The sequence below is a fragment of the Bacillus jepli genome (genome assembly GCF_047238305.1).
GTDB lineage: Bacteria > Bacillota > Bacilli > Bacillales > Bacillaceae_L > Ferdinandcohnia.
This window is the reverse complement of sequence record NZ_JBDFMO010000001.1, coordinates 246,972-270,232: the sequence shown is the minus strand read 5'-3', so window position 1 is coordinate 270,232 and position 23,261 is coordinate 246,972. Positions and strand designations below refer to the sequence as shown.

The 23,261-nt window shown below is 37.3% G+C and carries 21 protein-coding genes; 19 read left to right on the top strand and 2 right to left on the bottom strand.

What is annotated here, in order from left to right:
• Nucleotides 1-9 precede the first annotated feature (9 nt).
• From ureE to ABC371_RS01290, 9 genes are all read left to right on the top strand, one after another.
• Nucleotides 10-465, top strand: coding sequence for an urease accessory protein UreE (ureE, locus tag ABC371_RS01330; protein ID WP_412895217.1), 456 nt, complete (start codon nt 10-12; stop codon nt 463-465).
• Entirely contained in the window at nt 458-1,144 is a 687-nt protein-coding gene (locus ABC371_RS01325; RefSeq protein ID WP_412895216.1) for an urease accessory protein UreF, read from the top strand. Before ureE ends, ABC371_RS01325 begins: the two co-directional genes overlap by 8 nt.
• 32 nt (nt 1,145-1,176) lie before the next feature.
• On the top strand, nt 1,177-1,788 hold the full coding sequence (gene ureG, locus ABC371_RS01320) for an urease accessory protein UreG (RefSeq protein WP_412895215.1): 612 nt from the start codon (nt 1,177-1,179) through the stop codon (nt 1,786-1,788).
• 2 nt (nt 1,789-1,790) lie between these two features.
• Nucleotides 1,791-2,615 (top strand): urease accessory protein UreD, encoded by an 825-nt coding sequence (locus ABC371_RS01315; protein ID WP_412895214.1) that lies wholly within the window; start codon nt 1,791-1,793, stop codon nt 2,613-2,615.
• A gap of 70 nt (nt 2,616-2,685) precedes the next feature.
• The gene (locus ABC371_RS01310) at nt 2,686-3,360 is read left to right on the top strand and encodes an urease accessory protein UreH domain-containing protein (RefSeq protein ID WP_412895213.1); all 675 of its coding nucleotides are present in this window, start codon (nt 2,686-2,688) and stop codon (nt 3,358-3,360) included.
• Nucleotides 3,361-3,465: 105 nt separating this feature from the next.
• Nucleotides 3,466-3,978 (top strand): DinB family protein, encoded by a 513-nt coding sequence (locus tag ABC371_RS01305; protein WP_412895212.1) that lies wholly within the window; start codon nt 3,466-3,468, stop codon nt 3,976-3,978.
• 189 nt (nt 3,979-4,167) lie between these two features.
• On the top strand, nt 4,168-4,659 hold the full coding sequence (locus ABC371_RS01300; protein WP_412895211.1) for a sigma-70 family RNA polymerase sigma factor: 492 nt from the start codon (nt 4,168-4,170) through the stop codon (nt 4,657-4,659).
• The gene (locus tag ABC371_RS01295) at nt 4,652-5,671 is read left to right on the top strand and encodes an anti-sigma factor (RefSeq protein ID WP_412895210.1); all 1,020 of its coding nucleotides are present in this window, start codon (nt 4,652-4,654) and stop codon (nt 5,669-5,671) included. The genes ABC371_RS01300 and ABC371_RS01295 overlap by 8 nt, the downstream gene beginning before the upstream one ends.
• On the top strand, nt 5,662-5,979 hold the full coding sequence (locus ABC371_RS01290) for a hypothetical protein (RefSeq protein ID WP_412895209.1): 318 nt from the start codon (nt 5,662-5,664) through the stop codon (nt 5,977-5,979). Before ABC371_RS01295 ends, ABC371_RS01290 begins: the two co-directional genes overlap by 10 nt.
• Nucleotides 5,980-6,140: 161 nt before the next feature.
• Here the strand turns inward: ABC371_RS01290 and ABC371_RS01285 are convergent, their stop codons facing one another.
• On the bottom strand, nt 6,141-7,013 hold the full coding sequence (locus tag ABC371_RS01285; RefSeq protein ID WP_412895208.1) for a LysR family transcriptional regulator: 873 nt from the start codon (nt 7,011-7,013) through the stop codon (nt 6,141-6,143).
• A 154-nt stretch (nt 7,014-7,167) separates the two neighbouring features.
• Between ABC371_RS01285 and ABC371_RS01280 the strand changes: the two genes are divergently transcribed.
• From ABC371_RS01280 to ABC371_RS01240, 9 genes are all read left to right on the top strand, one after another.
• Nucleotides 7,168-8,379, top strand: coding sequence for an MFS transporter (locus ABC371_RS01280; RefSeq protein WP_412895207.1), 1,212 nt, complete (start codon nt 7,168-7,170; stop codon nt 8,377-8,379).
• A gap of 214 nt (nt 8,380-8,593) precedes the next feature.
• Entirely contained in the window at nt 8,594-10,930 is a 2,337-nt protein-coding gene (locus tag ABC371_RS01275; RefSeq protein WP_412895206.1) for a helix-turn-helix domain-containing protein, read from the top strand.
• A 239-nt stretch (nt 10,931-11,169) separates the two neighbouring features.
• Entirely contained in the window at nt 11,170-12,573 is a 1,404-nt protein-coding gene (locus ABC371_RS01270; protein ID WP_412895205.1) for an MFS transporter, read from the top strand.
• Nucleotides 12,574-12,659: 86 nt separating this feature from the next.
• Nucleotides 12,660-13,847 (top strand): amidohydrolase, encoded by a 1,188-nt coding sequence (locus tag ABC371_RS01265; protein WP_412899241.1) that lies wholly within the window; start codon nt 12,660-12,662, stop codon nt 13,845-13,847.
• A 227-nt stretch (nt 13,848-14,074) separates the two neighbouring features.
• Entirely contained in the window at nt 14,075-14,764 is a 690-nt protein-coding gene (locus tag ABC371_RS01260) for a response regulator transcription factor (RefSeq protein ID WP_412895204.1), read from the top strand.
• The gene (locus tag ABC371_RS01255; RefSeq protein WP_412895203.1) at nt 14,761-16,026 is read left to right on the top strand and encodes a HAMP domain-containing sensor histidine kinase; all 1,266 of its coding nucleotides are present in this window, start codon (nt 14,761-14,763) and stop codon (nt 16,024-16,026) included. The genes ABC371_RS01260 and ABC371_RS01255 overlap by 4 nt, the downstream gene beginning before the upstream one ends.
• Nucleotides 16,027-16,160: 134 nt before the next feature.
• Entirely contained in the window at nt 16,161-16,922 is a 762-nt protein-coding gene (locus ABC371_RS01250) for an ABC transporter ATP-binding protein (RefSeq protein WP_412895202.1), read from the top strand.
• A gap of 10 nt (nt 16,923-16,932) precedes the next feature.
• Nucleotides 16,933-19,269 (top strand): ABC transporter permease, encoded by a 2,337-nt coding sequence (locus tag ABC371_RS01245; RefSeq protein WP_412899240.1) that lies wholly within the window; start codon nt 16,933-16,935, stop codon nt 19,267-19,269.
• 174 nt (nt 19,270-19,443) lie between these two features.
• Entirely contained in the window at nt 19,444-19,905 is a 462-nt protein-coding gene (locus tag ABC371_RS01240) for a DUF1259 domain-containing protein (RefSeq protein WP_412895201.1), read from the top strand.
• A 61-nt stretch (nt 19,906-19,966) separates the two neighbouring features.
• Here ABC371_RS01240 and ABC371_RS01235 read toward each other — a convergent pair whose 3' ends face one another.
• Nucleotides 19,967-21,160, bottom strand: coding sequence for a NupC/NupG family nucleoside CNT transporter (locus ABC371_RS01235; RefSeq protein ID WP_412895200.1), 1,194 nt, complete (start codon nt 21,158-21,160; stop codon nt 19,967-19,969).
• 303 nt (nt 21,161-21,463) lie between these two features.
• Between ABC371_RS01235 and ABC371_RS01230 the strand changes: the two genes are divergently transcribed.
• Nucleotides 21,464-23,158: an FAD-dependent oxidoreductase gene (locus ABC371_RS01230; protein ID WP_412895199.1), complete on the top strand. Its 1,695-nt coding sequence runs from the start codon at nt 21,464-21,466 to the stop codon at nt 23,156-23,158.
• The last annotated feature ends 103 nt before the right edge of the window (nt 23,159-23,261 follow it).

Sequence of the window (23,261 nt, the reverse complement as noted above, 5' to 3'; positions counted from 1 at the left end):
GTGAAGATCATGTTAGTAGAAAGAATTGTAACAAATATTGATGATATGGAAAAAGAAGAGATTGAAAAGCGCCATATTGAAAAGGTGTTCCTTGAAAGCGATCATTTAATGAAACGGATTCAGAGGGTGACGACCGACCATGGCAAGGAAATTGGAATTCGATTAAAAGAACCGCGTGATTTTGTTGCTGGTGATGTTCTCTATATGGATGATAAGAACTTAATCATCATAGATGTGCTCTCCGATGAGTTAATTGTGATAAAACCACGTAGTCTAAAGGAGATGGGGACAATTGCCCATCAGTTGGGGAATCGTCATCTACCGGCCCAATTTGAAGGGGACGAGATGCTTGTTCAGTATGATTACCTTGTTGAAGAATTACTGAAAGAGCTTCAGATTCCTTATCAACGTGAAAAGCGGAAAGTGAAAAAGGCCTTTCGCCATATCGGGCACAGCCATGGATAAAAATACTCTTTCATTATTTCAGTTATGTGATTCCAATTTCCCGACAGGAGCGTTTAGTCATTCATATGGGTTGGAGACTTATATTCAAGCAGACAAAGTACATAATCGAGAATCATTCAATAGCTGGTTGCATGTGTATGTAAATGAGCAGCTCATTTATTCAGATGGTCTTGCCTGCCGTCTCGTATACGAAGCATTAGAAAAGGGAGACTTCCAAAAAGTTTGGAAAGTAGACAGGATGTTGAACGCGCAAAACTTGCCACGGGAAACGAGAGAGGGTACCCAAAGGGTAGGCGACCGGATGCTCATACTCGTAAAATCCCTTTACGACATTCCGGTTCTGTCTGAGTATGGCGAGCGCATCAAACAAAACAAATCCTTCGGTCATCCAGCGATTGTATTTACGATTGTGGGCCACCATCTTGGTGTGCCCGCATTCACTACTATTTTGTATTATTTATATTCGACTGTTTCAAGCCTTGTGCAAAATGCGGTTCGGGCTATACCTTTGGGCCAAACAGCAGGTCAGAAAACGATTCAAGAGTTTCAAGATGTTTTAACAGAGGCTGTTGCAAAGGTAGAGGAAATGGATGAAGACGACTTTGGGATTGTCTCTCCCGGTCTGGAACTATCGCAAATGCTGCATGAACGTGTGAATGTTCGAATCTTCGCATCTTAATGTTTGATTAATAGAGAAAAGGAAGTGTTGTTATGGAACCTATTAAAATTGGAGTAGGGGGACCAGTAGGAGCAGGAAAAACTGCGTTGGTTGAAAAGTTAACTCGTCATTTGCAAGGTGAAATCAGTATGGCCGCTATTACAAACGACATCTATACAAAAGAAGATGCGAAATTCCTGATGAATAACGGCGTGCTTCCGGAGGATCGAATTATTGGTGTAGAGACAGGTGGTTGTCCGCATACGGCCATACGGGAGGATACCTCCATGAATTCCGCGGCGATCGAAGAATTGATTAAGAGACATCCCGATGTTGAACTCATTTTTGTAGAAAGTGGAGGGGACAATCTGGCTGCTACATTCAGCCCAGAGCTTGTCGATTTTTCCATCTATATTATTGATGTGGCTCAAGGAGAAAAAATCCCGCGTAAAGGTGGACAAGGGATGATTAAGTCTGACCTTTTTATCATCAATAAAACGGATTTGGCACCACTAGTTGGGGCAAATCTAGATGTTATGGCATCTGATACAAAAGTGTTTCGCGGTGACAAACCATTTATTTTCACCAATTTAAAAACCAACGAAGGTCTTGATCAGGTTATAGATTGGATCAAGAAGAATGCACTTTTAAAAGGGTTGTCATAAAAATGCAGGACTGGACTGGCGTTTTGCGTTTAGATGCAGAGGAGCGGAATGGAAAGACCGTCGCAAAGAATGTTTACTTTCAAGGGGCGTATAAAGTTATGCGCCCCATCTATCATGATGATTCTGGACAAGTCTGTTATTATATTTTAAATCCAGGTGGTGGCTATCTGGATGGGGACCGCTATCAACTCAAGATTTCGTTAGAAAAACAAGCAAAGCTAACATTAACCACACAGTCAGCCACAAAAATTTACAAGACACCAAAGACCCATGCTTACCAAGAAACAGAAATTAACCTTAAAGACGGAAGCTACCTTGAGTATATTCCCGATCCGCTAATAGGTTACCAGGATGCACGATATAAACAAAAGAATGTAATCCGTATGGAGAAAGGATCCACTCTTCTTTACTCAGATATTATTACCCCAGGATGGTCTCCGGACGGGGAAAAGTTTAGTTATGATATACTTCAGCTAATCAATGAAGTTTATATGGAAAATGAATTGGTGATATATGATCATATCAAACTAAATCCGTCGATGCGGAACATGGAGGAATTGGGCCTGATGGAAGGCTATTCCCATTTGGGATCTTTACTTGTGATTGACGAAAAAGCCAATCATAGTCTCCTTGACCGTTTATATCAGGCTATCGATACAAATACAAAGGAATATAAAGTGGGACTGTCAACCTTACCAATCCCAGGATTCACGGTACGGGTGTTAGCAAATAAAACACAGACGATTGAAAATATATTTTCTGAATTCCATCATATAATTAGCCAAGAGTGGTTTAACAAAACCCCTAGCTTGCTAAGAAAATATTAAGGTTGATAACCCAGCAATTCGTATAATTGCTGGGTTATTAACAAGTAAAGAAAAATGGAGGAGAGATCTGATGGAGGTTACTTTTTTTTCAGTTTTAGCCCTGGGTTTCATTTTAGGAATAAGGCATGCGATTGAACCTGACCATGTTATTGCAGTATCCACAATTGCGAGCCAAAGTAAAAAGTTGTGGAACGCTTCTTTGGCGGGAATATTTTGGGGAATTGGGCATACTGTAACACTTTTTCTAGTTGGGCTTGTCGTCATCCTTATGAAGAACGAAATACCTGAAAAGTGGGCCATGTCTTTAGAATTTTTAGTAGGAATCATGTTAGTTTACCTTGGGGTGAAAACAATTCTTTCTTTTAAAAATACGTTTATACATAAACACACACATGTCCATCACCACCAACATAGCAGGGAACATAAAAGCACTTCTTATTTGGGTTCCTTGTTTATAGGCTTTGTCCATGGACTAGCAGGAAGCGGAGCCATGGTTCTATTGACGATGGGTACTGTAAAAAGTGTAGGGGAAGCAGCAATCTTTATCCTTATTTTTGGTGTAGGAACGGTCATTGGCATGCTTTTATTTACTACCATCATTGGCATTCCGTTTGTGTTAAGCAAGAAACGTAGGACTGTAAGTGGGACATTCGGTTTAATAACGGGGGCAATCAGTACTGTTTTTGGTGTCTACTATATGTATAATTTAGGGATCAATGAAGGATTATTGAACCTTTGGGTGTAAGAATTTGGATACCAGTCGCGAACTCTAGAATACTTTTCATCTTGAAGAATATATACTTAAATAGGAATCTAGGTATTTATTTTTTCTCGTGAAGGGTGGACTTACATGAGTAATGAAATATATGAAAATCTGTATGAAACGAGAAATAATGTAGTAAAGGAGATCTCTTCATTAAATTTCACGCAATTTAATGATAGACCTGGTCTTAACAAATGGAGTATAGCACAGGTTTGTCATCACCTAGTATTAGTGGAACAGGCAACAATTATGGCAATAGAGTGGGGATTAAAAGAGGTTGACAATACTACAAAAAAACGAAAAAATGTACATCTTATATTGGACCGAACGAATAAGATTAAAGCTCCGAAAATCGTCGAACCAGATGTCGAACCATTTGAAGTTCAATCCATCATTGGCATGTTCATCGATTCGAGAAAAAAATTGCTCTCTTTCCTTAGCACAATTGAGGATACGTCGGTTTTGGCTTTGAAATCAACAAAGCATCCTGCCCTCGGTGAATTACCGCTTGACCAATGGATTGAACAAATTTATATGCATGAACTACGACACATCGAACAAATAAAAGAGATAAAATTACATTTAGATGTGAGCCAGTAAACGATTGGTTATAATGAAAGGGTCTGTTCCCCGGCGAAAAATGTTGCCGTACTGGGGGCAGGCCCTCGTTTTGTGTTTTTTGCGAAAAAATTAGGATTCGATTTTCTTTTATAAGTACCGAAAATAACTTTTCGGATTTTGCAACTTTTTTTATAGCTGTTTCGTGGATAGATTGGAGGGGGGAAAGCGGTGGATTTAGATGAAGTGTTTCAAGCATATGTAAATGATCTATATCGATACTTATTTTCCCTTTCAAAAAATCACCATACGGCGGAGGATTTGGTTCAAGAGACGTTTTACCGAGCGTATTTACAGCTGTCGGAAGATGACATCCAAACTATTAAACCATGGCTGTTTAAAGTGGCCTATCATGCTTTTATCGATTTTACTAGAAAACACAGTCGGGTGGTCATAACCGATGAAGTACATAATCAAATCAGTATCAAGACACCTGAAAGCTATCTTTTAGAGAAAGAAGGTTTTATCGCTCTAATGAACGACATTCATTCGTTGAAAGAAACGGAAATGCATGCACTGGTTCTTTGTGATTTGCACCAGTTAAGCTTAAAAGAAGCGGCTGACATTCTTCATTTAAATATAAATACACTAAAGAGCCATTTATCAAGGGGAAGGAAAAAGGTGGTTGAAAGGGTTAAGGAAAGGAGGAGGCACGATGGATAAAGAGCAAAATCATCATGATGAGGAACTTTATCAATCTTTTTTAAATGAATCGATGCAAGACTATGAAAAAAGCCACAAGGTACCTGAAACAAAACAAAAAAGACTCCTTAAAGCGGGTAGAAATCACGCATTACAAACAAATATTATGATTAGCCTGGCAGTCTTGTTATTAATCGTGCCAATCCTTACATTAAGCAGTTATTTGTATTACGCGATTGGCGGAAAAGCGAACCATCTAATTGATATCGCGACAAAAACCATTTATGTTACAGAACCGAATATGAGTTTAGAAGAGATGGAAGTAGAAGAGGATATCGGATTCTTTACGATGGATCTTTATTTTGATGTGTTTAAGCGAATAGGGAAAGAGGACTATAAAGCGGGCGAGTATTCGGTTAGTTTTGCACTGGATAACCCCAATTTTCCTGAGCGGGATATGAAACTAGAGAGGCCACTTCCGATTAGGGGAGACATGGAGACTAACAAGCTTTTTCATCCGGGCGGACCATATGGAAAAACAGTTGGATCAGACTGGGATATTCTTGATCACCTTCCAGATGGAACAGTGGGGGAGATATATCTTTCTTTGAACCAATTAATGAAGCCTGGGGAAATTGAAAAACAGCTTGGGGAAAATGTTGAAGTAAGATGGGTGGCCGTTTATACAGGTATTGAAGACAAGAGTTTGTATGATGCGGGATACTCTGTTGCGCCAATAGGCTATCCGCTACAGGTTGACACAACCACATGGTCACCATTTAATGGTCGACAAAAGTCAAATGAAGAGATATTTTTAGATATTTTACATTTCCTAGCCAAGGATGAAAAAACAGCTGAAAGAATATCGCAGGCACGATCTTTAGTTTTAAAAGAAAGAATCCCCTTTATTGAAGAAAATGGGATCCAAGTTTATGGAGCAGTGGTCACTGGCCCAACTCCCGAATTAAGAAAACTAAAGGAAAATAAACGAATTAGTGTCATGAAGGTGGGGGAAGTGAAGTTATGGAACTAGAAATGAACAATAAGAACAAAGGAAAACACAGAAAGCTACCCACCATTTCAGGTTTCCTTTCCTTTCTGGTCGCGCTAATCGCATTAGCAGGGGTTAATATTGCGTTATTGATGGATTTTGATGACTTTCCTCAAATGGTTCTTATCAACCTACCCGTTGTTGGGCTTGTCCTTGGGTTGCTTGGTTTGATCACATCTAAAAGATCAAGACTATATGCAGCTTGGGGAATTGGGATTAGTTTGTTTATTTTACTTTTTACATTTTTAATGATTGGCTTATCCTGGGTTGGTATTAATCCAAAGCCTTGATTTGTTCGTTATGGAAAAAAGAATCGTATATCTAGACATGAAAAGTAAAGCAGGGGAGTCAATTTCATAGCTGCATTACTAACGAATAAGGACCTTTCCTTTCAGAAAGGTCCTTATTGCTTTTTAGCAAAAACCCACTTTTACCGCATTTTTTAAACTACCTAATCAAACAGTTCTTTTGTTATATCAATAAATAAATTGACGGCAGGAGATGCACCCTTTACTGAAGGTAAGCCCAAGGCGATATGTCTGTGATTGTTTGTTTCTAATGGTCGGATGTTCGCTTTAGGAAAAGAAAGATTTTTCAATGAGAGCTCAGGTAGAATAAGGACTCCGAGCCCTTCTTTGATCAACCCTAAAGATGTATTTAGGTTCGCTGTATTGTATTTCTCTAAAATTGATATTTTTTGTTTCCTCATGAGATCGATAATAGGTGCTTCATATCCACCATTAGATATAATGAAAGGCTCGTTTTCTAAATCTTCTAGACGTACCAGTTCTTTCTGTAGCAAAGGATGACCATTAGGGAGCATCACAAGATATCGATCCTTTACAAGCGGGATTGTATCTAATTCACGACATGGAAGAACGACAAAACCGATATCAATTTCCCGTGAGGTCAACCATTCTTTGATTTCCTCTTGCGCCCCCTCTTTAAATGTAAGTGAAACATTCGGTCGTTTTTGTTGAAACGTTCGAATAATTTTTGGTAAAAAGTGAGCCGTAACACTAGGAAAAGTGCCAATACGGATTGTTCCAGTGATTAATCCTTTTTCTAATGAGACTTCTTGGTCAATTTTTTCTAAGCCATTAAGAATATTTCTTATTTGGAAGAGAATCCGTTTCCCTATATCTGTTACAATTAAATTTTTTCCTCGCTCTCGTACTAATAAAGTAACGCCTAACTCCGATTCTAAAGTAGAGATTGCATGGCTGACCGCTGGCTGCGACATATGCAGTTTTTGAGCAGCTTTTGTAAAGCTTCCCTCGTCAATAACCTTTACAAGGATTTCAAATTGTGTAAACGTTGGCATAAGTAACTACTTATCTCCTTTATAAATAACATTCATTTTATTTATCAATATTTGTATTGTACCATATACATTATGCTTAGCTTACAAATCGATAGCAAAGCCCTAAGTCCATCCCTATACGATGGAGAAAAATAAAAAAGGAGAGATTGGTAAAGTGACTCGACCAAAGTTATGGACAAAAGACTTTATTATGGTTTGTTTAACAAACTTATTTCTTAGTTTGAACTTTTTCTTACTCATGGTTATTTTTTCTGAATATGCCGTAAAAAAGTTTGATGCGCCTCAAAGTCTGGCAGGACTTGCCTCAAGTATCTTTATTCTTGGAACCCTCTGTTCCCGCCCGTTAGCTGGGAAATATCTAGATGTTATCGGCAGAAAAAAATTATTATACTCATCTATTATTGTGTTCATCGTAACGACTTTTCTTTACTTGATTATTAATAATTTAGCGCTGCTTTTAATTGATCGTTTTATTCATGGTGCTGCATTAGGTATTGCCGCTACAGTCATCGCGACTGTTATGACAAGCTCGATCCCCCGTGAACGAAGCGGAGAAGGAATTGGTTATTTTTCAATGAGTGTAACCATTGCGACAGCGATTGGGCCATTTATTGCTTTGCTCATTGTTCAGCATGCTGGCTATAATATGGCCTTTTTAATGTGTGTTATTTTTGGCGTCATTGGAATGGTGCTTGCCGTAGCTTTGAAGGTGGAAGATGTAAAAATTTCAAAAGAGCAAGCACAGAGTTTAAAAGGATTTAAACTTAGTGATTTCTTTGAGTTTAGTGGGCTTTCCATGGCTATATTAATGGTCATACTAGGTTTTGCTTATTCAAGTGTGATGACGTTCATTTCTTCGTATGCAAATGAAGTGAATTTAACGGAAGCCGCAAGTTTCTTCTTTCTCGTATATGCCGTGTTCCTATTGGCATCTAGACCGATTACTGGGAGAAGATTTGATCTAAAAGGTGAAAATTCAGTTGTTTATCCAAGTATGATTTTATTTTTAATCGGATTGTATATCGTTAGTCAAGCACAAGATGGCTTCATTCTTTTACTAGCAGGTGCTTTGATTGGGATTGGATATGGAACAACGATGTCTTGTATTCAAACGATAATGGTTAAAAAGGCACCACCTCACCGTGTTGGGTTAGCGAATTCAACCTTCTTTGTTTCCTTTGATTTAGGTATGGGAGTTGGTCCGTTTGTGTTAGGATCTATACTTCCTTCATTAGGATTTAAAGGAATGTATGTGAGCATGGCTGTTGTTGTTTTACTTTGTATCATTTACTACTTCCTTGTACACGGAAAAAAAGTAATGCTTTTACAAAAGAGCGTCCAGCTCGAGCAAAAAGTGGTCGACTAATGCTGTCTAAACATGACATTCTAAGAACCAAGGTGTATGATAATAGAATTAAAGGAAACACGCTGAGGAATTTCAGCGTGTTTTTTCGAATTACAGGGTAGAATCGAGTAATTACCATCATGATTGGTTAACAATACCTAATTTCTTGAAAATAGATTCATACTATGAATGGTAATGGTCATGATTTGAACGCATAAGTTAGGGGGTGAGTAGATTGAACGATCCATTGTCAGATTTTCAACTATCCTTTCAACATATAAAATCACTCGTTCCACGAATCAATAAAGGGATTCAATTTATTCTGGTCATGAGTGGAAAAATAAAAATAGAGACTTCTAGTCGCTTTTATCATTTGGAAGAAAACGATTTACTAGTCATGAATCGAAATCAGCTTTACCAGGTTCAAGGAGATGAAGGGAATCGGGTCATGATCTTATCCATTTCTGACGGTTTCATGGACCATCATTATGCGGACTATCGGAATCAGCGGTTTGAATGTTATTCTAGGGAAATTGATCTTGGAAGAGAAGAGATGATTCATGCCATTCGCAAGCTTTTGGCTAATGTGATGATTAGTTATTACAGACAAGATGAATGCTACCGAATTGAGGTAAAAAGCTATATCTGTCAATTGCTACTGATTTTGATTCGAAGTTTTAAAGAAGAAGGAAGCGTCGTCCAGAAAATAGATACAGAGGATCAACGCCTCCTGCAAATCATTGATTTCATGGAAAGAAATTATGATCAAATGATCACGTTAGATGAGGTTGCGCAGAAATACTTTTTATCAAAAAGCTATCTTTCACGCTATTTTAAACAGAAAATGGGAATGGGATTTAGTCGTTATTTAACGGGAATCAGGCTAAAGCATTGTATGAAGGATTTACTTTATACGACGGACTCTATTTCACAAATTGCCATGAATAATGGCTTTCCAAACACAAAATCGTTTACAACCTTTTTTAAAGAAGAATACGGAATGACACCCCATTCATATCGAGAGAGCCATTCTGTCGAAAAAGAAGATTCGGTTCATAGCTATACAAAAGAAGATGCTTCAAATCTAATCCAATCTTCAGAGATTATTGCAAGACTAAGCAGAATGAATGAAGATGATCAAAAACCTTATAACCAAACAGAGACAAAATATGAAAAGCTATCGATCACGTTGAATGAAGCTAAGACAGTGGACTTAAAACATCCTGAACATACATTAATTGTTGGAGAAATTTTTGAGCTGTTAAAAGAAGATGTTCGCTCTCAAATAGTAGAAGTCAAAAAGGATTTGCAGTTAAAGTATATCGGAGTTCATCATCTCATGAGTAATACAGTTATTCCACCTGAGGTAGAGACAGATGAAGAGATACCGACGACATCCCCTTACTTTAATATTGATAGTGCCTTGGAATTTATGAAGAAGCATGATTTATCATTATTTATTCGTTCAGATTATCTAGATATTTCAAGAAATGAAGAACGATATTTTACAAAACTCGTTCAATTCACCAAACATTGTTTGCAGCTTTATGGTGAATCATTTGTTAAGCACTGGCATGTGATCTTTCACGAGCCATATTATACAGGTGTGCAAGCAAGTGAATTACAAAGAGTTTATTTGAAATTACATAAGGTGTTAAAAGCGTTACTCCCTTCGATTCAGGTCGGCGTATATATGCCTTTTTCTTTCCGGAAAGAAAAAACGGGAGTTCAACACGAATGGCAGCTAGAGCATGGCGAGTTTATTGATTTTATCGGGTATAACGCGAATCAAAATGAGGTCATTGATTTTAAAGATATGGCGGGCATGAAAATGGATTTAGCAGAAGATTACATCAAAGAAAAAACAAATAAGCTGAAGCTCTATTTAAAGAAACACCAACTAGAAAAACCACTTCATCTCGTTTCATGGAACACATTATCAGGCAATACTCGGTATACAAATGGCACGTTTTTTCGCGGAGCACTTCTATTGAAAAATGTATTGGATATCTCCAATGAGGTGCAATCAGTTGCTCTCTGGATTAACACCATTGCACATGAGGATGCGGGAAAAGATTTGCGTTATCGAATGGATGCTGTTGAGTTATTTCATTATTTAAAGGGAAAACGTCCAGCCTATTTTGCATTAATGTTTTTGAAACGTCTACGTGGTGAAATTGTTGCACAGGATAAGGATTATGTGATGACAAAGAATGACCGAGGATATCAGTTGATCCTGATGAACTGCAACATTATCAATCCTTATCTTTCAATTGAAGAGACGTTTCTTCAGAAACTTAATAAAGAAATTCATGTCATGATTTCTGGAATTCCGAGAGGAGACTATCAAATACGTAAGCTTGTGTTTGATAGAAATCATGGAGCGCTGTACACAAAGTGGTGGCGTTTAAATAGTAAATATGGGATGGATGCTGAAATCATTGACTATATTATCAATTCCAGTAGACCATCCTTAGAAATATTTGATGAGTCAATTGAAGATCATTGGTCATTTTATTCCTATTTAACAAGCAATGCCGTTCACTTTTTTGAAATTCGAAAAGTGTACTAAAACGAGTGTTCACATATCCAATCATGGGACCAGCACGATTATGTGTTAAGGCCCCTTTTTGAGTAGGTGAATGTCAATAATTTACCCCATATTATTTCCTCGATAAAATCATTGGTTAATATTTTCACTCTATTGTATAGTGATTTGCATAATTATTGACTCTCTCAATAAGGCCTAAATTTTTATACTTATAGTATAGAAACGAAACAAAAGTCTAGGTGATATATGGGGGTCATACAATGGAGACAGCATATAAAGGTACAGATAAGTTAATTACAGGGATTGTGTTCGGGGTTATCACATTCTGGCTTTTTGCACAAGCAATGGTCAATGTCGTCCCGTCTGTCCAATCCGATTTAGGGATTTCATATGGAACGCTTAATATTGCCATTAGTTTAACTGCCTTATTCTCAGGTATGTTTATCGTAGCTGCAGGTGGGCTCGCAGATAAAATGGGTCGTAAAAAAATTACGTATGTTGGGTTAATTTTAAGTGTTATTGGTTCTTTATGTCTTGTATTAGCGCAAGGTCCGGTTTTATTAATTATCGGACGTATCATTCAGGGTATTTCCGCAGCTTGTATTATGCCAGCAACCATTGCGTTAATGAAAGCTTACTTTGATGGAAAAGATAGACAGCGTGCTCTTAGTTACTGGTCAATCGGATCTTGGGGCGGTTCAGGTGTCTGTTCATTCGCAGGTGGTGCCATCGCAACGTATATGGGATGGAGATGGATCTTTATTTTTTCCATTATTTTTGCCCTTCTTGCGATGTGGTTAATTAAAGATACACCTGAAAGCAAGGTAAAAGGAAATGGTTCTTTTAAATTTGATTATAGTGGGTTAGCAATCTTTATTGTTACAATGATCGCCTTAAACGTATTTATTACATTTGGTGCAGATTTAGGTTGGACAAGTCCTATCACGATTCTTCTTGCTGTCGTAACGATTGTCGGAGCCATTGTCTTCTTCAATGTTGAAAAAGGAAAAGCAATCGCACTTATTGATTTCTCATTATTTAAGAATAAACCATATGCAGGTGCAACTTATTCAAACTTTTTATTAAATGCAATTGCTGGAACACTTGTTGTTGCGAATACGTATGTTCAAGTGGGTCGTGGATTCACTGCATTTCAATCAGGTATGCTATCAATTGGTTATTTAATTGTTGTTCTTGCAATGATTCGTGTTGGAGAAAAAATCCTGCAAAAAGTAGGAGCGAAATCACCAATGGTCTGGGGCGCAATTATCACAACAGTTGGTGTAGCGATGATGGGCCTAACCTTCTTACCTGATCTTGCATATACAGTTGTTGTATTTATTGGATTTGTTTTATTCGGTCTCGGACTTGGAGTATATGCAACACCATCTACTGATACATCTGTATCAAATGCTCCATCAGATAAAGTGGGGGAAGCTGCAGGGGTTTACAAAATGGCAAGTTCTCTAGGAAGTGCGATTGGTGTTGCCATTTCCGCAACGGTTTATAGTTCAGTAGCAGCAGCTGGAAGTGTTGAGCTAGCAGCATCTGTAGGAATTATCGTAAATGTGATCTTTGGTATCCTGTCGATTCTTTCAATTACATTCATGGTACCAAAAAATGCTGGTAAAACTTCAGACGTGTCATTAGAAAAAACAGCATAATTAGAAGTCGGATTCAGCTCATTTTAATAATTTGGTCCAGAATGGAGAACTCCTTCATTCTGGACCGCTAAAAGGAGACGAACATGATGAAAAGTGAATTAATGAGCATGCTAGAATCACGTAAAGAGGAAATCATTAATATCCGTCGTTATTTACATGAAAACCCTGAGGTTTCATTTAAAGAGGAAAAAACGGCACAATTTATTGCAGATTTTTATAAGGGAAAAGACGTTGAGGTTCAAACGAATGTTGGAAATGGCTATGGTATTATCGTAACGATTAAAGGTGGTAAGCCTGGAAAAACAATTGGTCTCCGTGCAGATTTTGATGCTCTTCCAATTACAGAAGAAACAGATGTACCCTTTCAATCAAAGATTGAGGGCGTTATGCATGCATGTGGTCATGATGGACATACTGCTTACTTATTAGTTTTAGCGGATTGTTTAATTCAATTAAAGGATTCCATTCCTGGAACCATAAAAATCATTCACCAACATGCAGAAGAAGTACCACCAGGTGGAGCAAAAAGTATCGTAGAGTCTGGTTTGATTGATGACTTAGACGCGATCTATGGCATTCATTTGTTACCTATGGGACCAGCAGGAACAGTCGGATATCATGCTGGGTATTCCTTTAATGGACGTGCCTATATGAAATTAAAAGTGCAAGGAAGAGGTGGACATGGATCCTCTCCTCATTTAGCTAACGATGCGATTGTAGCTGCTGCTCATTTTGTTACAGCTGCACAAACCATTGTTAGTCGAAGATTAAGTCCATTCGATATCGGTGTGATTACAATTGGTTCTTTCGATGGAAAAGGCACATTCAACGTTATTAAAGATAGTGTCGAACTTGAAGGTGATATTCGCTATATGACGGTCGAGACAAAAGAAACGATTGAGAGAGAAGTTAAACGGATTGTTAGAGGAATAGAAGAAGAGTTCGGCGTAACCTGCGAACTTACTTACACTCCGGATTATCCACCTTTATACAACAATCCTGAGCTAACAGCTAAGGTTGCAGAGAGCTTACGAAGCATGGACGATAAGGACATAAAAGAAGTAAAAGAATTCCCTGCAATGTCACCATCTGAGGATTTTGCTTATTATGCTGAAAAATTCCCAGCTTGCTTTTTCTACATCGCTTGTACACCAAAAGGAGTAGAAAATCCATACTTTAATCACCATCCAAAATTTGATATTGATGAGGATGCGCTTCTCGTTGCGGCTAAAGCTGTTGGACAAGTTGTTTGCAGTTATTATGAAATAGATTAATAGAATGATGAAGAAACCATATGACATTCCTTTTTGGATATGTCATATGGTTTTTTTTGTATCATTTTTTGAATAATATTGCCTTCACAAAATGTTACCTCACTAGGGGATGAGCCGCGTTCTGTACAACCTCTGATTAAATACGTAATCCCAAAATTTACACATCCTCAACAAAATCTACTATATACTGTAAATATCCGAGGGAAATTTTTTTTAGGAGATTTGTGATGAAAGTAGATTGTTTGATCGTCGATGATGAGATTGCTTTAGCCGAAACAACTAGTGAATATTTTAATATGTTTGAAGTCAAAACGGCATTTGTGACAAGTGCGGAGGAGTGTGAACGTTTTTTGCAAGAGAATGAACCGTCATTGATACTTCTTGATATTAATCTTGGGGATTCTTCTGGCTTTGACCTATGTAAAAAATTGCGCAAAACAACACAAATTCCGATTCTATTTATCAGTGCCCGTTCGAGCGATGATGATATACTCATTGCGCTAAATATAGGCGGAGATGATTACATTCAGAAGCCATATACACTCAGTATCTTGCTCGCAAAAGTAAAAGCAGTACTCAAAAGACTTGGCAATGGTTCTAGTAATCAACAAGAAGTTTTAGATTTTGGAAACATACAAATTGATACAAATCTGCAACGTGTCCGCGTAAATGGTGTAGAGATTCAACTAAAAACGATGGAATATAAACTTTTATCTTATATGGCAAAGAATAAAAATCGAATCATCACGAAGGATGAATTGTTTCAAAACGTATGGGGAGATTCTTTTGTGGGAGATGGAACCCTAAATGTACATATTCGTCATTTACGTGAAAAAATTGAAAGGAATCCAAAGGACCCGAAATTTATTAAAACGGTATGGGGAACAGGATATGTTCTAGAGGATACCAGCCAATGAGAATTAAATTACTAATTGGCTCCATTTTCGTCATTTTTAGTGTGGGCATTGTCTTCTCCATTATAGTGATTAAGAATAATAAAATTTCAGAAGTGGATCTTGTGGCCGTTAATGATGTGGTTAAAACTACTGAAAATAATTGGGGACAGATTAGTGGAGAAACCTTTCACAATATCGATCTAAAACAACCATTTTCCATCATTGATAACTCAGAAAGCGTGGTTTATCAAACACCAGGAAGTCATTTTGTCGATGTATACAATGCTATTAAAGATAGAGATATATTGATAGACCTGGAGAAAAGCAACGAGATTGTTGGGAAAATCGTTATTCAAAATAATGAACAAGAAATGGTACAACAACAAAAAAGTGAACTAGTCACACTTTTAAGTTTGATATTCGGACTATTAATGATCGTGCTTATTCTGTATATCTTTTATATTTACAGAACGTTTTTGAAACCATTTCAGCAGCTTCAACAATTCGCAGCGAATGTGGCTAGAGGTAATTTAGATGTCCCATTAAATATGGAGAAGAACAATTACTTTGGTGCGTTCACGGAAAGTTTTGATATACTGCGTGAAGAACTCGAGGCTGCACGCCAAAGGGAATATGAATCCAACCGTAGTAAGAAAGAGCTTGTAGCTACATTAAGTCATGATATTAAGACGCCAGTCGCTTCAATTAAAGCGGTTAGCGAGTTAATGCTTTTGCAGGCAACCGATGATAAGGTGATAAAACAAGTGAATACGATTTATTCAAAAGCAGAGCAAATTAATTTACTTATCACAGATATGTTTCATGCCACTTTAGAAGAGCTGCAACAATTAAAATTAACAGTTACCGAGGAGACGAGTGAGGTACTGGTTGATATGATTGAAAATGTCAATTATGATCAGCAAATTGTCTATGATCCAATACCACCATGTATTCTTTTAATGGATCGCTTGCGTATGCAGCAAGTAATAGATAATATTATCAGCAATTCATATAAATATGCGGGAACAAAAGTCATGATTAAATCACACATTAATCATGGTTATCTTGAACTAGATATTCAGGATTTCGGACCGGGAATTAGCGAGGAAGAAGTACCTTTACTATTTAATAAATATTTTAGAGGCGAAAATATCGAAGGTAAGAATGGTTCAGGACTGGGTCTGTATATTTCAAAATACTTCATGGAAAATATGGATGGCCAAATTAGCTGTTACAACCGAAAAGATGGGTTTACAGTCGTCTTGAAAATCAAGCTTGCGTAGATTTAAGAATTAGTTAAGAATTGCACAAAGATTTAATAAGAATTCATTTTGTATGATAAGACTGTAATCTTCATTACGGTCTTTTTTTCTTTGGTTGAAAAATGAATGATATAAAGGGAGGATGCCAATCAATCATGACAAAAACAATTATTCGAACGGAGAAGCTGTGTAAAAGCTTTTCGAGCGGTGGTATTCAGCAGCATGTTTTAAAGAATTTAGATATCAGTTTAGGAGAAGGGGATTTCACGATTATAATGGGCAGTTCTGGATCGGGAAAGTCTACCCTACTTTATGCAATTAGTGGTATGGATAAGCCGACATTAGGTGAAATTAATTTTGCTGGAAAAAATTTAGCTGCATTGAATAATGACCAACTAGCGGTGTTTAGAAGAAATAATTGTGGTTTTGTATTCCAACAAATTTATTTACTCGACAATATGAGTGTACTTGATAATGTACTAGCAAGTGGATTTTTAGTAAATAAGAAAAAGCGTGAACTTGTAAAAAGAGCGAAAGAACGATTAATACAAGTAGGAATCACTGAAAATTCTTGGTCGAAATTTCCGAGTCAGCTTTCTGGCGGTGAGGCTCAACGAGTAGGGATTGTGAGAGCAATCATTAACAGCCCGAAAATATTATTTGCAGATGAGCCAACTGGTGCATTAAACTCGGCATCTAGCGATCGTGTATTAGATGTATTTACAGATGTGAATCGGGGTGGTCAAAGTATTGTCTTGGTAACTCATGATTTGAAAACGGCATTACGTGGAAATCGAATTCTATATTTACGAGATGGCGTGATTTGCGGTGACTTGCAGCTAGGTGCATATAGTGAAAATGAGAATATAGAGCGCCATGAAAAGCTGAAGACCTTCCTTGCTGAAATGGGGTGGTAAGGTGAACATTATGAATCTAGCTTTGGCGAATATTAGAAAAAGTAAATCTGCCCATATCTCTTTATTTATCTTTATTTTGGTCGCTGCCTTACTACTTAATATTGGTCTTATGGTTATCACTCAAATCAATCCGTTTTTTGATCATAAAGTTGAACAATTAAATGATCCACATGTCACGATTATGATGGACGAAGCTGGTTTTAATCCTGCTTATGAAGAGTTTTTAGCGGGGTATTCTGGAGTAACTGAGACTGAAACAGAAGAGATCGTCATGATGAATATTGCTACCTTTCATTTTGGTAACAGTGAATTAACGAGTACTGTCGCTATTTTTAATGCTGAGAACAATCGCAGTATTGGACCGCTCAAGCTAATTGAAAAGCTAAATACATCAAGTGAAATTGATATTTATCTGCCTTATAGTTTTAAAACAAACGGGGGATATGAATTAGGTGATAACTTTACCATTACCTATCAAAATAAGGACTACGATTATCGAATTGCTGGATTTTTAGAAACCACGATCATGGGTACAACCAACATCGGGATCATGAAATTTATGCTACCAGAGGCATCCTATCATACATTAACAGACAATCTAGACGGCCAATCAAAAGGGATGATTATATCTGCGGTAATGAAGGATAAAACTCACTCGTCGAAGGTACTAAGTGACTTCTCAAAGGAATTCCCGCAATCGATTGTAGGAGAATCTACTTCCTATATATGGGGATTAGATATCGAATTGGTGAAAAACGTAAGTACATTGACGATTAACATCATAGCGACCATATTAGTTATTTTTGCTGCAATTATCGTACTTGTATCGTTAATTGTCATCCGCTTCCGTATTTCGAATAGTATTGAAGATGGGATGACAAATATCGGAACCCTGAAAGCAATCGGCTATACAAGTGGACAAATTCTTTCGTCTATTATACTCCAGTTTAGCTTAATTGCTCTTATTGCAAGTACAGTAGGGGTTGCCTTGTCATATGGACTAATGCCTTTTATTGGAGGGATTCTTTCATCTTTATCTGGTTTGGTATGGGTTCAAAGCTTTGATGTCATCATGAATTTAATCAGTATTTTCCTTGTGATTTTAAGTATTGTTATTGTTACAATACTTTCCGCCTTCCGTGTTCGAAAAATTTTACCTGTTGCGGCACTTCGTGGGGGGATTCAAACTCACAGTTTTAGAAAAAATCACTTCCCATTGGATAAAGCGAAGGGTGGTCTGCACTTTTTACTTGCGATTAAATCGATGCTAGCAAATGCGAAACAAAATATGATGATTCTTGTCATAATTATTGCATTAACGTTTGCTTCTGTCTTTTCCATGGTCCTATATTACAACATCGCTTCAGATAAGACTGCATTTGTTAACTTGTTTGGCTCAGAACCTGCGAATGTATTGATTGCAGTTAAGCCAGATATAGATACAAGTGAATTGTTAAGAGATATTGAACAAATGAACCATGTAAGGAAAGTGAACATATTCGATTTAATGACAACAAAAATAGATGATCAAACCGTATATACAAATATTACGGATCGTTATGACCGGTTAGAGAATAATATCGTCTATGAAGGGCGTCAACCAAAATATGAAAATGAAATATCCATTTCCTGGGTTGTATCCAATCAAATTAATAAAGGAATTGGAGATACAGTTAAGGTAGAGTACGGAGCTGAAACAAAAAAATATTTGGTAACGGGCCTAAGTCAATCAATTGGTAATTTAGGACAAGTAGCTGCATTAACAATGGAAGGAATGCAGCAATTACAAACCGATTATCAAGGTATGACCCTTTATGCCTATCTAGATGGAATCTCGAATAAAGACTTTATCAAAAGGGTCGAGGGACAGTATGGGGACGATATAGCAGATACGTTAGATATCGATGAAAATATAGAGAGCCAAACAGGTATGTATACGGCTGCAGTGTTTGCTGTTATGGTAATGGTTTTGGCAATTACCGTACTAGTTGTTGTGATGATTTTGTACTTGGTTATCAAAACGATGATTATTAAGCGTAAGAAAGAGTTCGGTGTCATGAAAGCAATAGGTTATTCCACGATACAACTAATGAATCAAATATCGATTAGCTTTCTCCCTGTGATCATTACGGGTGTTGCAATCGGTGGTGTACTTGGGTACTTTTTTACGAATCCTATGCTTTCGTTATTGTTATCTAGTGCGGGGGTGAAACGTTTGGATTTTATCGTTCATTTACCAACTATTCTCATGCTGTGTGTGGGAATCCTTCTATTAGCCTACATGGTCTCAATGATTGTGTCTCGAAGAATTAAGAAAATTTCTGCTTATGGTTTAATAACTGAATAGAATGAATCAAATGAAAGAGCCTGCCCCTGAAATTGTATAGGGGGTAGGTTCTGTTTTACTCTGTAGATTGACTGCTGAATCATTAATAACACCAAAAAAGACAAAAATCTTTAAAAAAGAGATATGGATTGTCAGGTTAAGCACATAATAAAGAATAAAATGGGAGGTTTGATTTTGAAAACAATAATTCCAATTTTCGTTCTGTGCTTGTCCTTATGGTATCCAGTTGATACAACTTATGGAGCAGGAGACTCTGAATGTCGTTTGTTTGAGAATCTGTTTGCAGATCACGTAAAGCAGACGAGCAAAATTTGTAAAGTAGAGGTTAGTCGTAAAGATCTTAACGTCACTTTAGAGGGAGTAAAAGTTTCTCCGGAAATGGCGGGACTTTCACTTAATGCTGATTTTGAAAGGAATGGAAATACAACAATCGTCCTAGGAGAGTTTGCATTACTTCCTCAAGAAGTAAATCCTGTTATTGATGCACTTCGAAAAGGGGATATACAAATTTCAGCATTGCATAATCATTGGTTTGAGCAACCCATGGTTCTTTATCTCCATTTCCAAGGTAAAGGTAATCCCGAGACACTTGCTCAAACGGTCAAGTCAGCTATAGATGTAGTCCAACAAAAATAAGGAAAAGACCTGCCACCGTTAACACTATTTCGTTACATGGGAGCAGGTTTCTATTTTGTGCTTATATAAACATATTTACAAAAATAGCTGTAATAAAGCTTGCTAACGTTCCGGCAATGATGGCCTTAAAACTCATAGAGGCAATTTGTTTTTTCTTTGATGGTGCTAATGAACCAAGACCTACAATTAACTGTCCAATGGATGAGAGGTTCGCGAAGTTACATAATGCAACGGTTAAAATTGCAATCGTTTGTGGTTTTAGTTCACCTTGTAATTTGAGTAGGTCCTGATAGGCAATCAGTTCATTAGCTGTAATCTTTGTTCCGATAATGGATGCCGCACGGAAAGCATCTTCAACAGGAATCCCAACAAGTAAAGCGAAAGGATAGAATACATAACCAAATATCGTGGCTAAATCCATTCCGATAATACCTAAGATACCATCGGCTAAAGCCAATATACTGATAAACGCAATAAGCAAACCACCAATGCTTGCAGCAAGCTTTACTCCACTCACAGCCCCTTCAGATATAGCTTCAAAAATATTTGTGTATCCTGCCTGTTCCATTTTGACATCTTCGCTTGTTTCAGACTTTTCTGTTTCAGGTTCCATCATTTTAGACATAACAATAGATACAAATGGCACGGAGAATACGGAGATAAGTAAATACCTAATATCAATCCCCATTTGAGCATAGGATAAGAGAATCGCACCACTTGCTGAAGCTGTGCCCCCAACCATAACGGTGAATAATTCTGAACGTGTCAATTTAGCAAGATAAGGCTTGATCAGTAACGGCGATTCTACTACGCCTAACATTGTATTCGCAACTGTATTAAAAGATTCAACACGAGTGGTACCAAATATTTTACCGACAACCCAACCAAGTCCACGTACGACAATTGGGATGATTCGTAGATAATATAAAGCGGAGACAAGTGCAGAGATAAAAATGATAACAGATAATACCTGAATCGCGAAAACAAATCCGATATTCGTTCCTTCTGCAAATAAACCACCAAATAAGAAATTAATGCCTTCTTGGCTATAGTTGAGGACGTGTTGCACGCCTTGGGCAGCATTTGTCAGAACCCAACGACCAAGCGGAACATTAAGCATAAAGTAAACAAAAATCCCTTCTAACACTACACCTACAATAATCGTACGCCATTTGATTGCCTTTTTATTTTTGCTTAGAAGCCAAGCTATAAATAGTAAACCCACTAGGGATAATAATCCGAATACAATATACATGAATAACCTCCTAAAATAGCTTCTTATACGACCATTATTATCGGTATAAGTCTGAATTCTTATGTGTGAATAAAGCATCAAAAAAGGTAAATAGGAAAAACACATTGACATTTTACCCCCATGGGTATATTATTAGTCCTGTAGTGAATTTCACTACGAAAAAATTTTTAGTTGTAAATATACCTCCAGGGGTATTAAAATGACTTTATTAATAAGAACAATGTTCTACCTAGCTCAACTGGGTTGAGTAGTAACCTTTTAGGAAAGATATAGGTAGCAAATTTATTCTCGGGAGGGATATCTGTGTCAAAACGAGTATTAGTTGTTGGCGGGGTAGCTGGTGGAGCCTCAGTTGCTGCAAGGGTAAGAAGATTGGATGAAAGTGCGGAAGTGATCATGTTTGAAAAAGGTCCTCATGTTTCTTTTTCGAACTGTTCATTACCTTATCACCTAAGCGGAATTGTTGAAGATAGTGAGAGTCTTGTTTTAATGTCTCCAGAAATGTTTAAAAATCGTTACAATATTGAGGCTAGGGTCCATCAAGAGGTTATCCAAATTAACCGCGAAAAGAAAACAATCACTGTAAAAGATGTTTTAACTGGTAAAACCTATGAAGAAAAATATGATAAATTAGTACTCTCCCCAGGGGCTACACCAATTCGTCCAAACTTAGAGGGGATTAACAATTCTCATGTTTTTACAGTACGTAACGTTGTTGATATCGAAAAAATCAATTCATATATAAAACAAAGCAACATTCAAGATATAGCCGTTATTGGTGGTGGCTTTATTGGAGTTGAAGTTGCTGAAAACCTAAAGTTAGCTGGTTATCATGTAACTTTAGTTGAGTTTGCTAAGCAAGTCATGGCACCTTTTGATTATGATATGGCACAAATCCTTCATAAAGAAATGGTGGACCATGGTGTAAACCTTGTTCTAGATGATGGGTTAGCCCAAATTGGTGAGGGACATATTACAACAAACTCAGGTAAGAAAATGGATGCGCAGGCTGTCGTATTGGCGATTGGCGTACGAGCTGAAACTAGTTTAGCAAATGAAGCGGGGCTTGAAATTGGTGAAACTGGTGCCATTAAGGTCGATCACAATTATTTAACAAGTGACAAAGATATTTATGCGGTTGGGGATGCCATTGAAGTGTACCATCGATTGTTACACAAGCCAACGAGACTAGCATTAGCAGGACCTGCCCAAAAACAAGCAAGAGCGGTCGCTGATCATATGTATGGAATTCCAAGTAGAAATCTGGGTGTAATCGGATCAACATCCATCCATCTGTTTGACCTCAATGCTGCTTCAACTGGATTAAATGCTAGAACAGCTGAGCAAGCTGGAATTCAGCATGATTATGTTTATTTAATGCCAGGAGATAAAGTGGGACTTATGCCAAATAGTAATCCGATGCATTTTAAATTAATCTATGAATACCCAACAGGTCGAATTTTAGGTGCACAGGCAATTGGAAAAGGAAATGTCGACAAACGAATCGATGTCATCGCAACTATGATTACGATGAACGGCACATTGGAAGACCTAAAAGACCTTGAATTAAGCTATTCTCCAATGTTAGGTACGGCTAAAGATGTCGTAAATCATGCGGCATTAGTGGGCCTAAACCTTCTTCAAGGTAGATATAAAGAAGTGAAAGTATCACAAGTTCGAGAATTAGTAGAAAACAATGCGTTTATTATTGATGCTCGTGAAAAAGGGGAATATAAGGCAGGCCATTTTAAAAATGCAACAAACATTCCTTTAAGTGAATTTAGGAATAGACTTGATGAAATTCCAAAAGATCAACCTGTCTATGTTCACTGTCGTTCAGGGCAAAGAAGTTATAATATGGTAATGGCTTTGCAACATTTAGGCTATGACAATGTATACAATATTTCTGGGTCTTATTTAGGTGTTAACTTGTATGAATACTTTAATGACCTAGTAACAGGTAGAGATAAAATCGTAACTGAATATAACTTTAAATAAGTCTAGAGGGTACTATAAGTGCCTAGAGATGGAAAAATTGGTAGTAAAGTTGTATTGCATACACCTCCATATTATCTTAATATAATATTTTCAAGATAACTAA

What these genes read in the sequence shown, in the direction of transcription:
- ABC371_RS01295 (WP_412895210.1), top strand. Translation starts at nt 4,652, where the DNA reads ATGGATAAAGAGCAAAATCATCATGATGAGGAACTTTATCAATCTTTT.
- ABC371_RS01235 (WP_412895200.1), bottom strand. Translation starts at nt 21,160, where the DNA reads ATGTATATTGTATTCGGATTATTATCCCTAGTGGGTTTACTATTTATA.
- ABC371_RS01270 (WP_412895205.1), top strand. Translation starts at nt 11,170, where the DNA reads ATGGAGACAGCATATAAAGGTACAGATAAGTTAATTACAGGGATTGTG.
- ABC371_RS01245 (WP_412899240.1), top strand. Translation starts at nt 16,933, where the DNA reads ATGAATCTAGCTTTGGCGAATATTAGAAAAAGTAAATCTGCCCATATC.
- ABC371_RS01305 (WP_412895212.1), top strand. Translation starts at nt 3,466, where the DNA reads ATGAGTAATGAAATATATGAAAATCTGTATGAAACGAGAAATAATGTA.
- ABC371_RS01290 (WP_412895209.1), top strand. Translation starts at nt 5,662, where the DNA reads ATGGAACTAGAAATGAACAATAAGAACAAAGGAAAACACAGAAAGCTA.
- ABC371_RS01265 (WP_412899241.1), top strand. Translation starts at nt 12,660, where the DNA reads ATGAAAAGTGAATTAATGAGCATGCTAGAATCACGTAAAGAGGAAATC.
- ABC371_RS01255 (WP_412895203.1), top strand. Translation starts at nt 14,761, where the DNA reads ATGAGAATTAAATTACTAATTGGCTCCATTTTCGTCATTTTTAGTGTG.
- ABC371_RS01250 (WP_412895202.1), top strand. Translation starts at nt 16,161, where the DNA reads ATGACAAAAACAATTATTCGAACGGAGAAGCTGTGTAAAAGCTTTTCG.
- ureE (WP_412895217.1), top strand. Translation starts at nt 10, where the DNA reads ATGTTAGTAGAAAGAATTGTAACAAATATTGATGATATGGAAAAAGAA.
- ABC371_RS01260 (WP_412895204.1), top strand. Translation starts at nt 14,075, where the DNA reads ATGAAAGTAGATTGTTTGATCGTCGATGATGAGATTGCTTTAGCCGAA.
- ABC371_RS01325 (WP_412895216.1), top strand. Translation starts at nt 458, where the DNA reads ATGGATAAAAATACTCTTTCATTATTTCAGTTATGTGATTCCAATTTC.
- ABC371_RS01315 (WP_412895214.1), top strand. Translation starts at nt 1,791, where the DNA reads ATGCAGGACTGGACTGGCGTTTTGCGTTTAGATGCAGAGGAGCGGAAT.
- ABC371_RS01310 (WP_412895213.1), top strand. Translation starts at nt 2,686, where the DNA reads ATGGAGGTTACTTTTTTTTCAGTTTTAGCCCTGGGTTTCATTTTAGGA.
- ureG (WP_412895215.1), top strand. Translation starts at nt 1,177, where the DNA reads ATGGAACCTATTAAAATTGGAGTAGGGGGACCAGTAGGAGCAGGAAAA.
- ABC371_RS01285 (WP_412895208.1), bottom strand. Translation starts at nt 7,013, where the DNA reads ATGCCAACGTTTACACAATTTGAAATCCTTGTAAAGGTTATTGACGAG.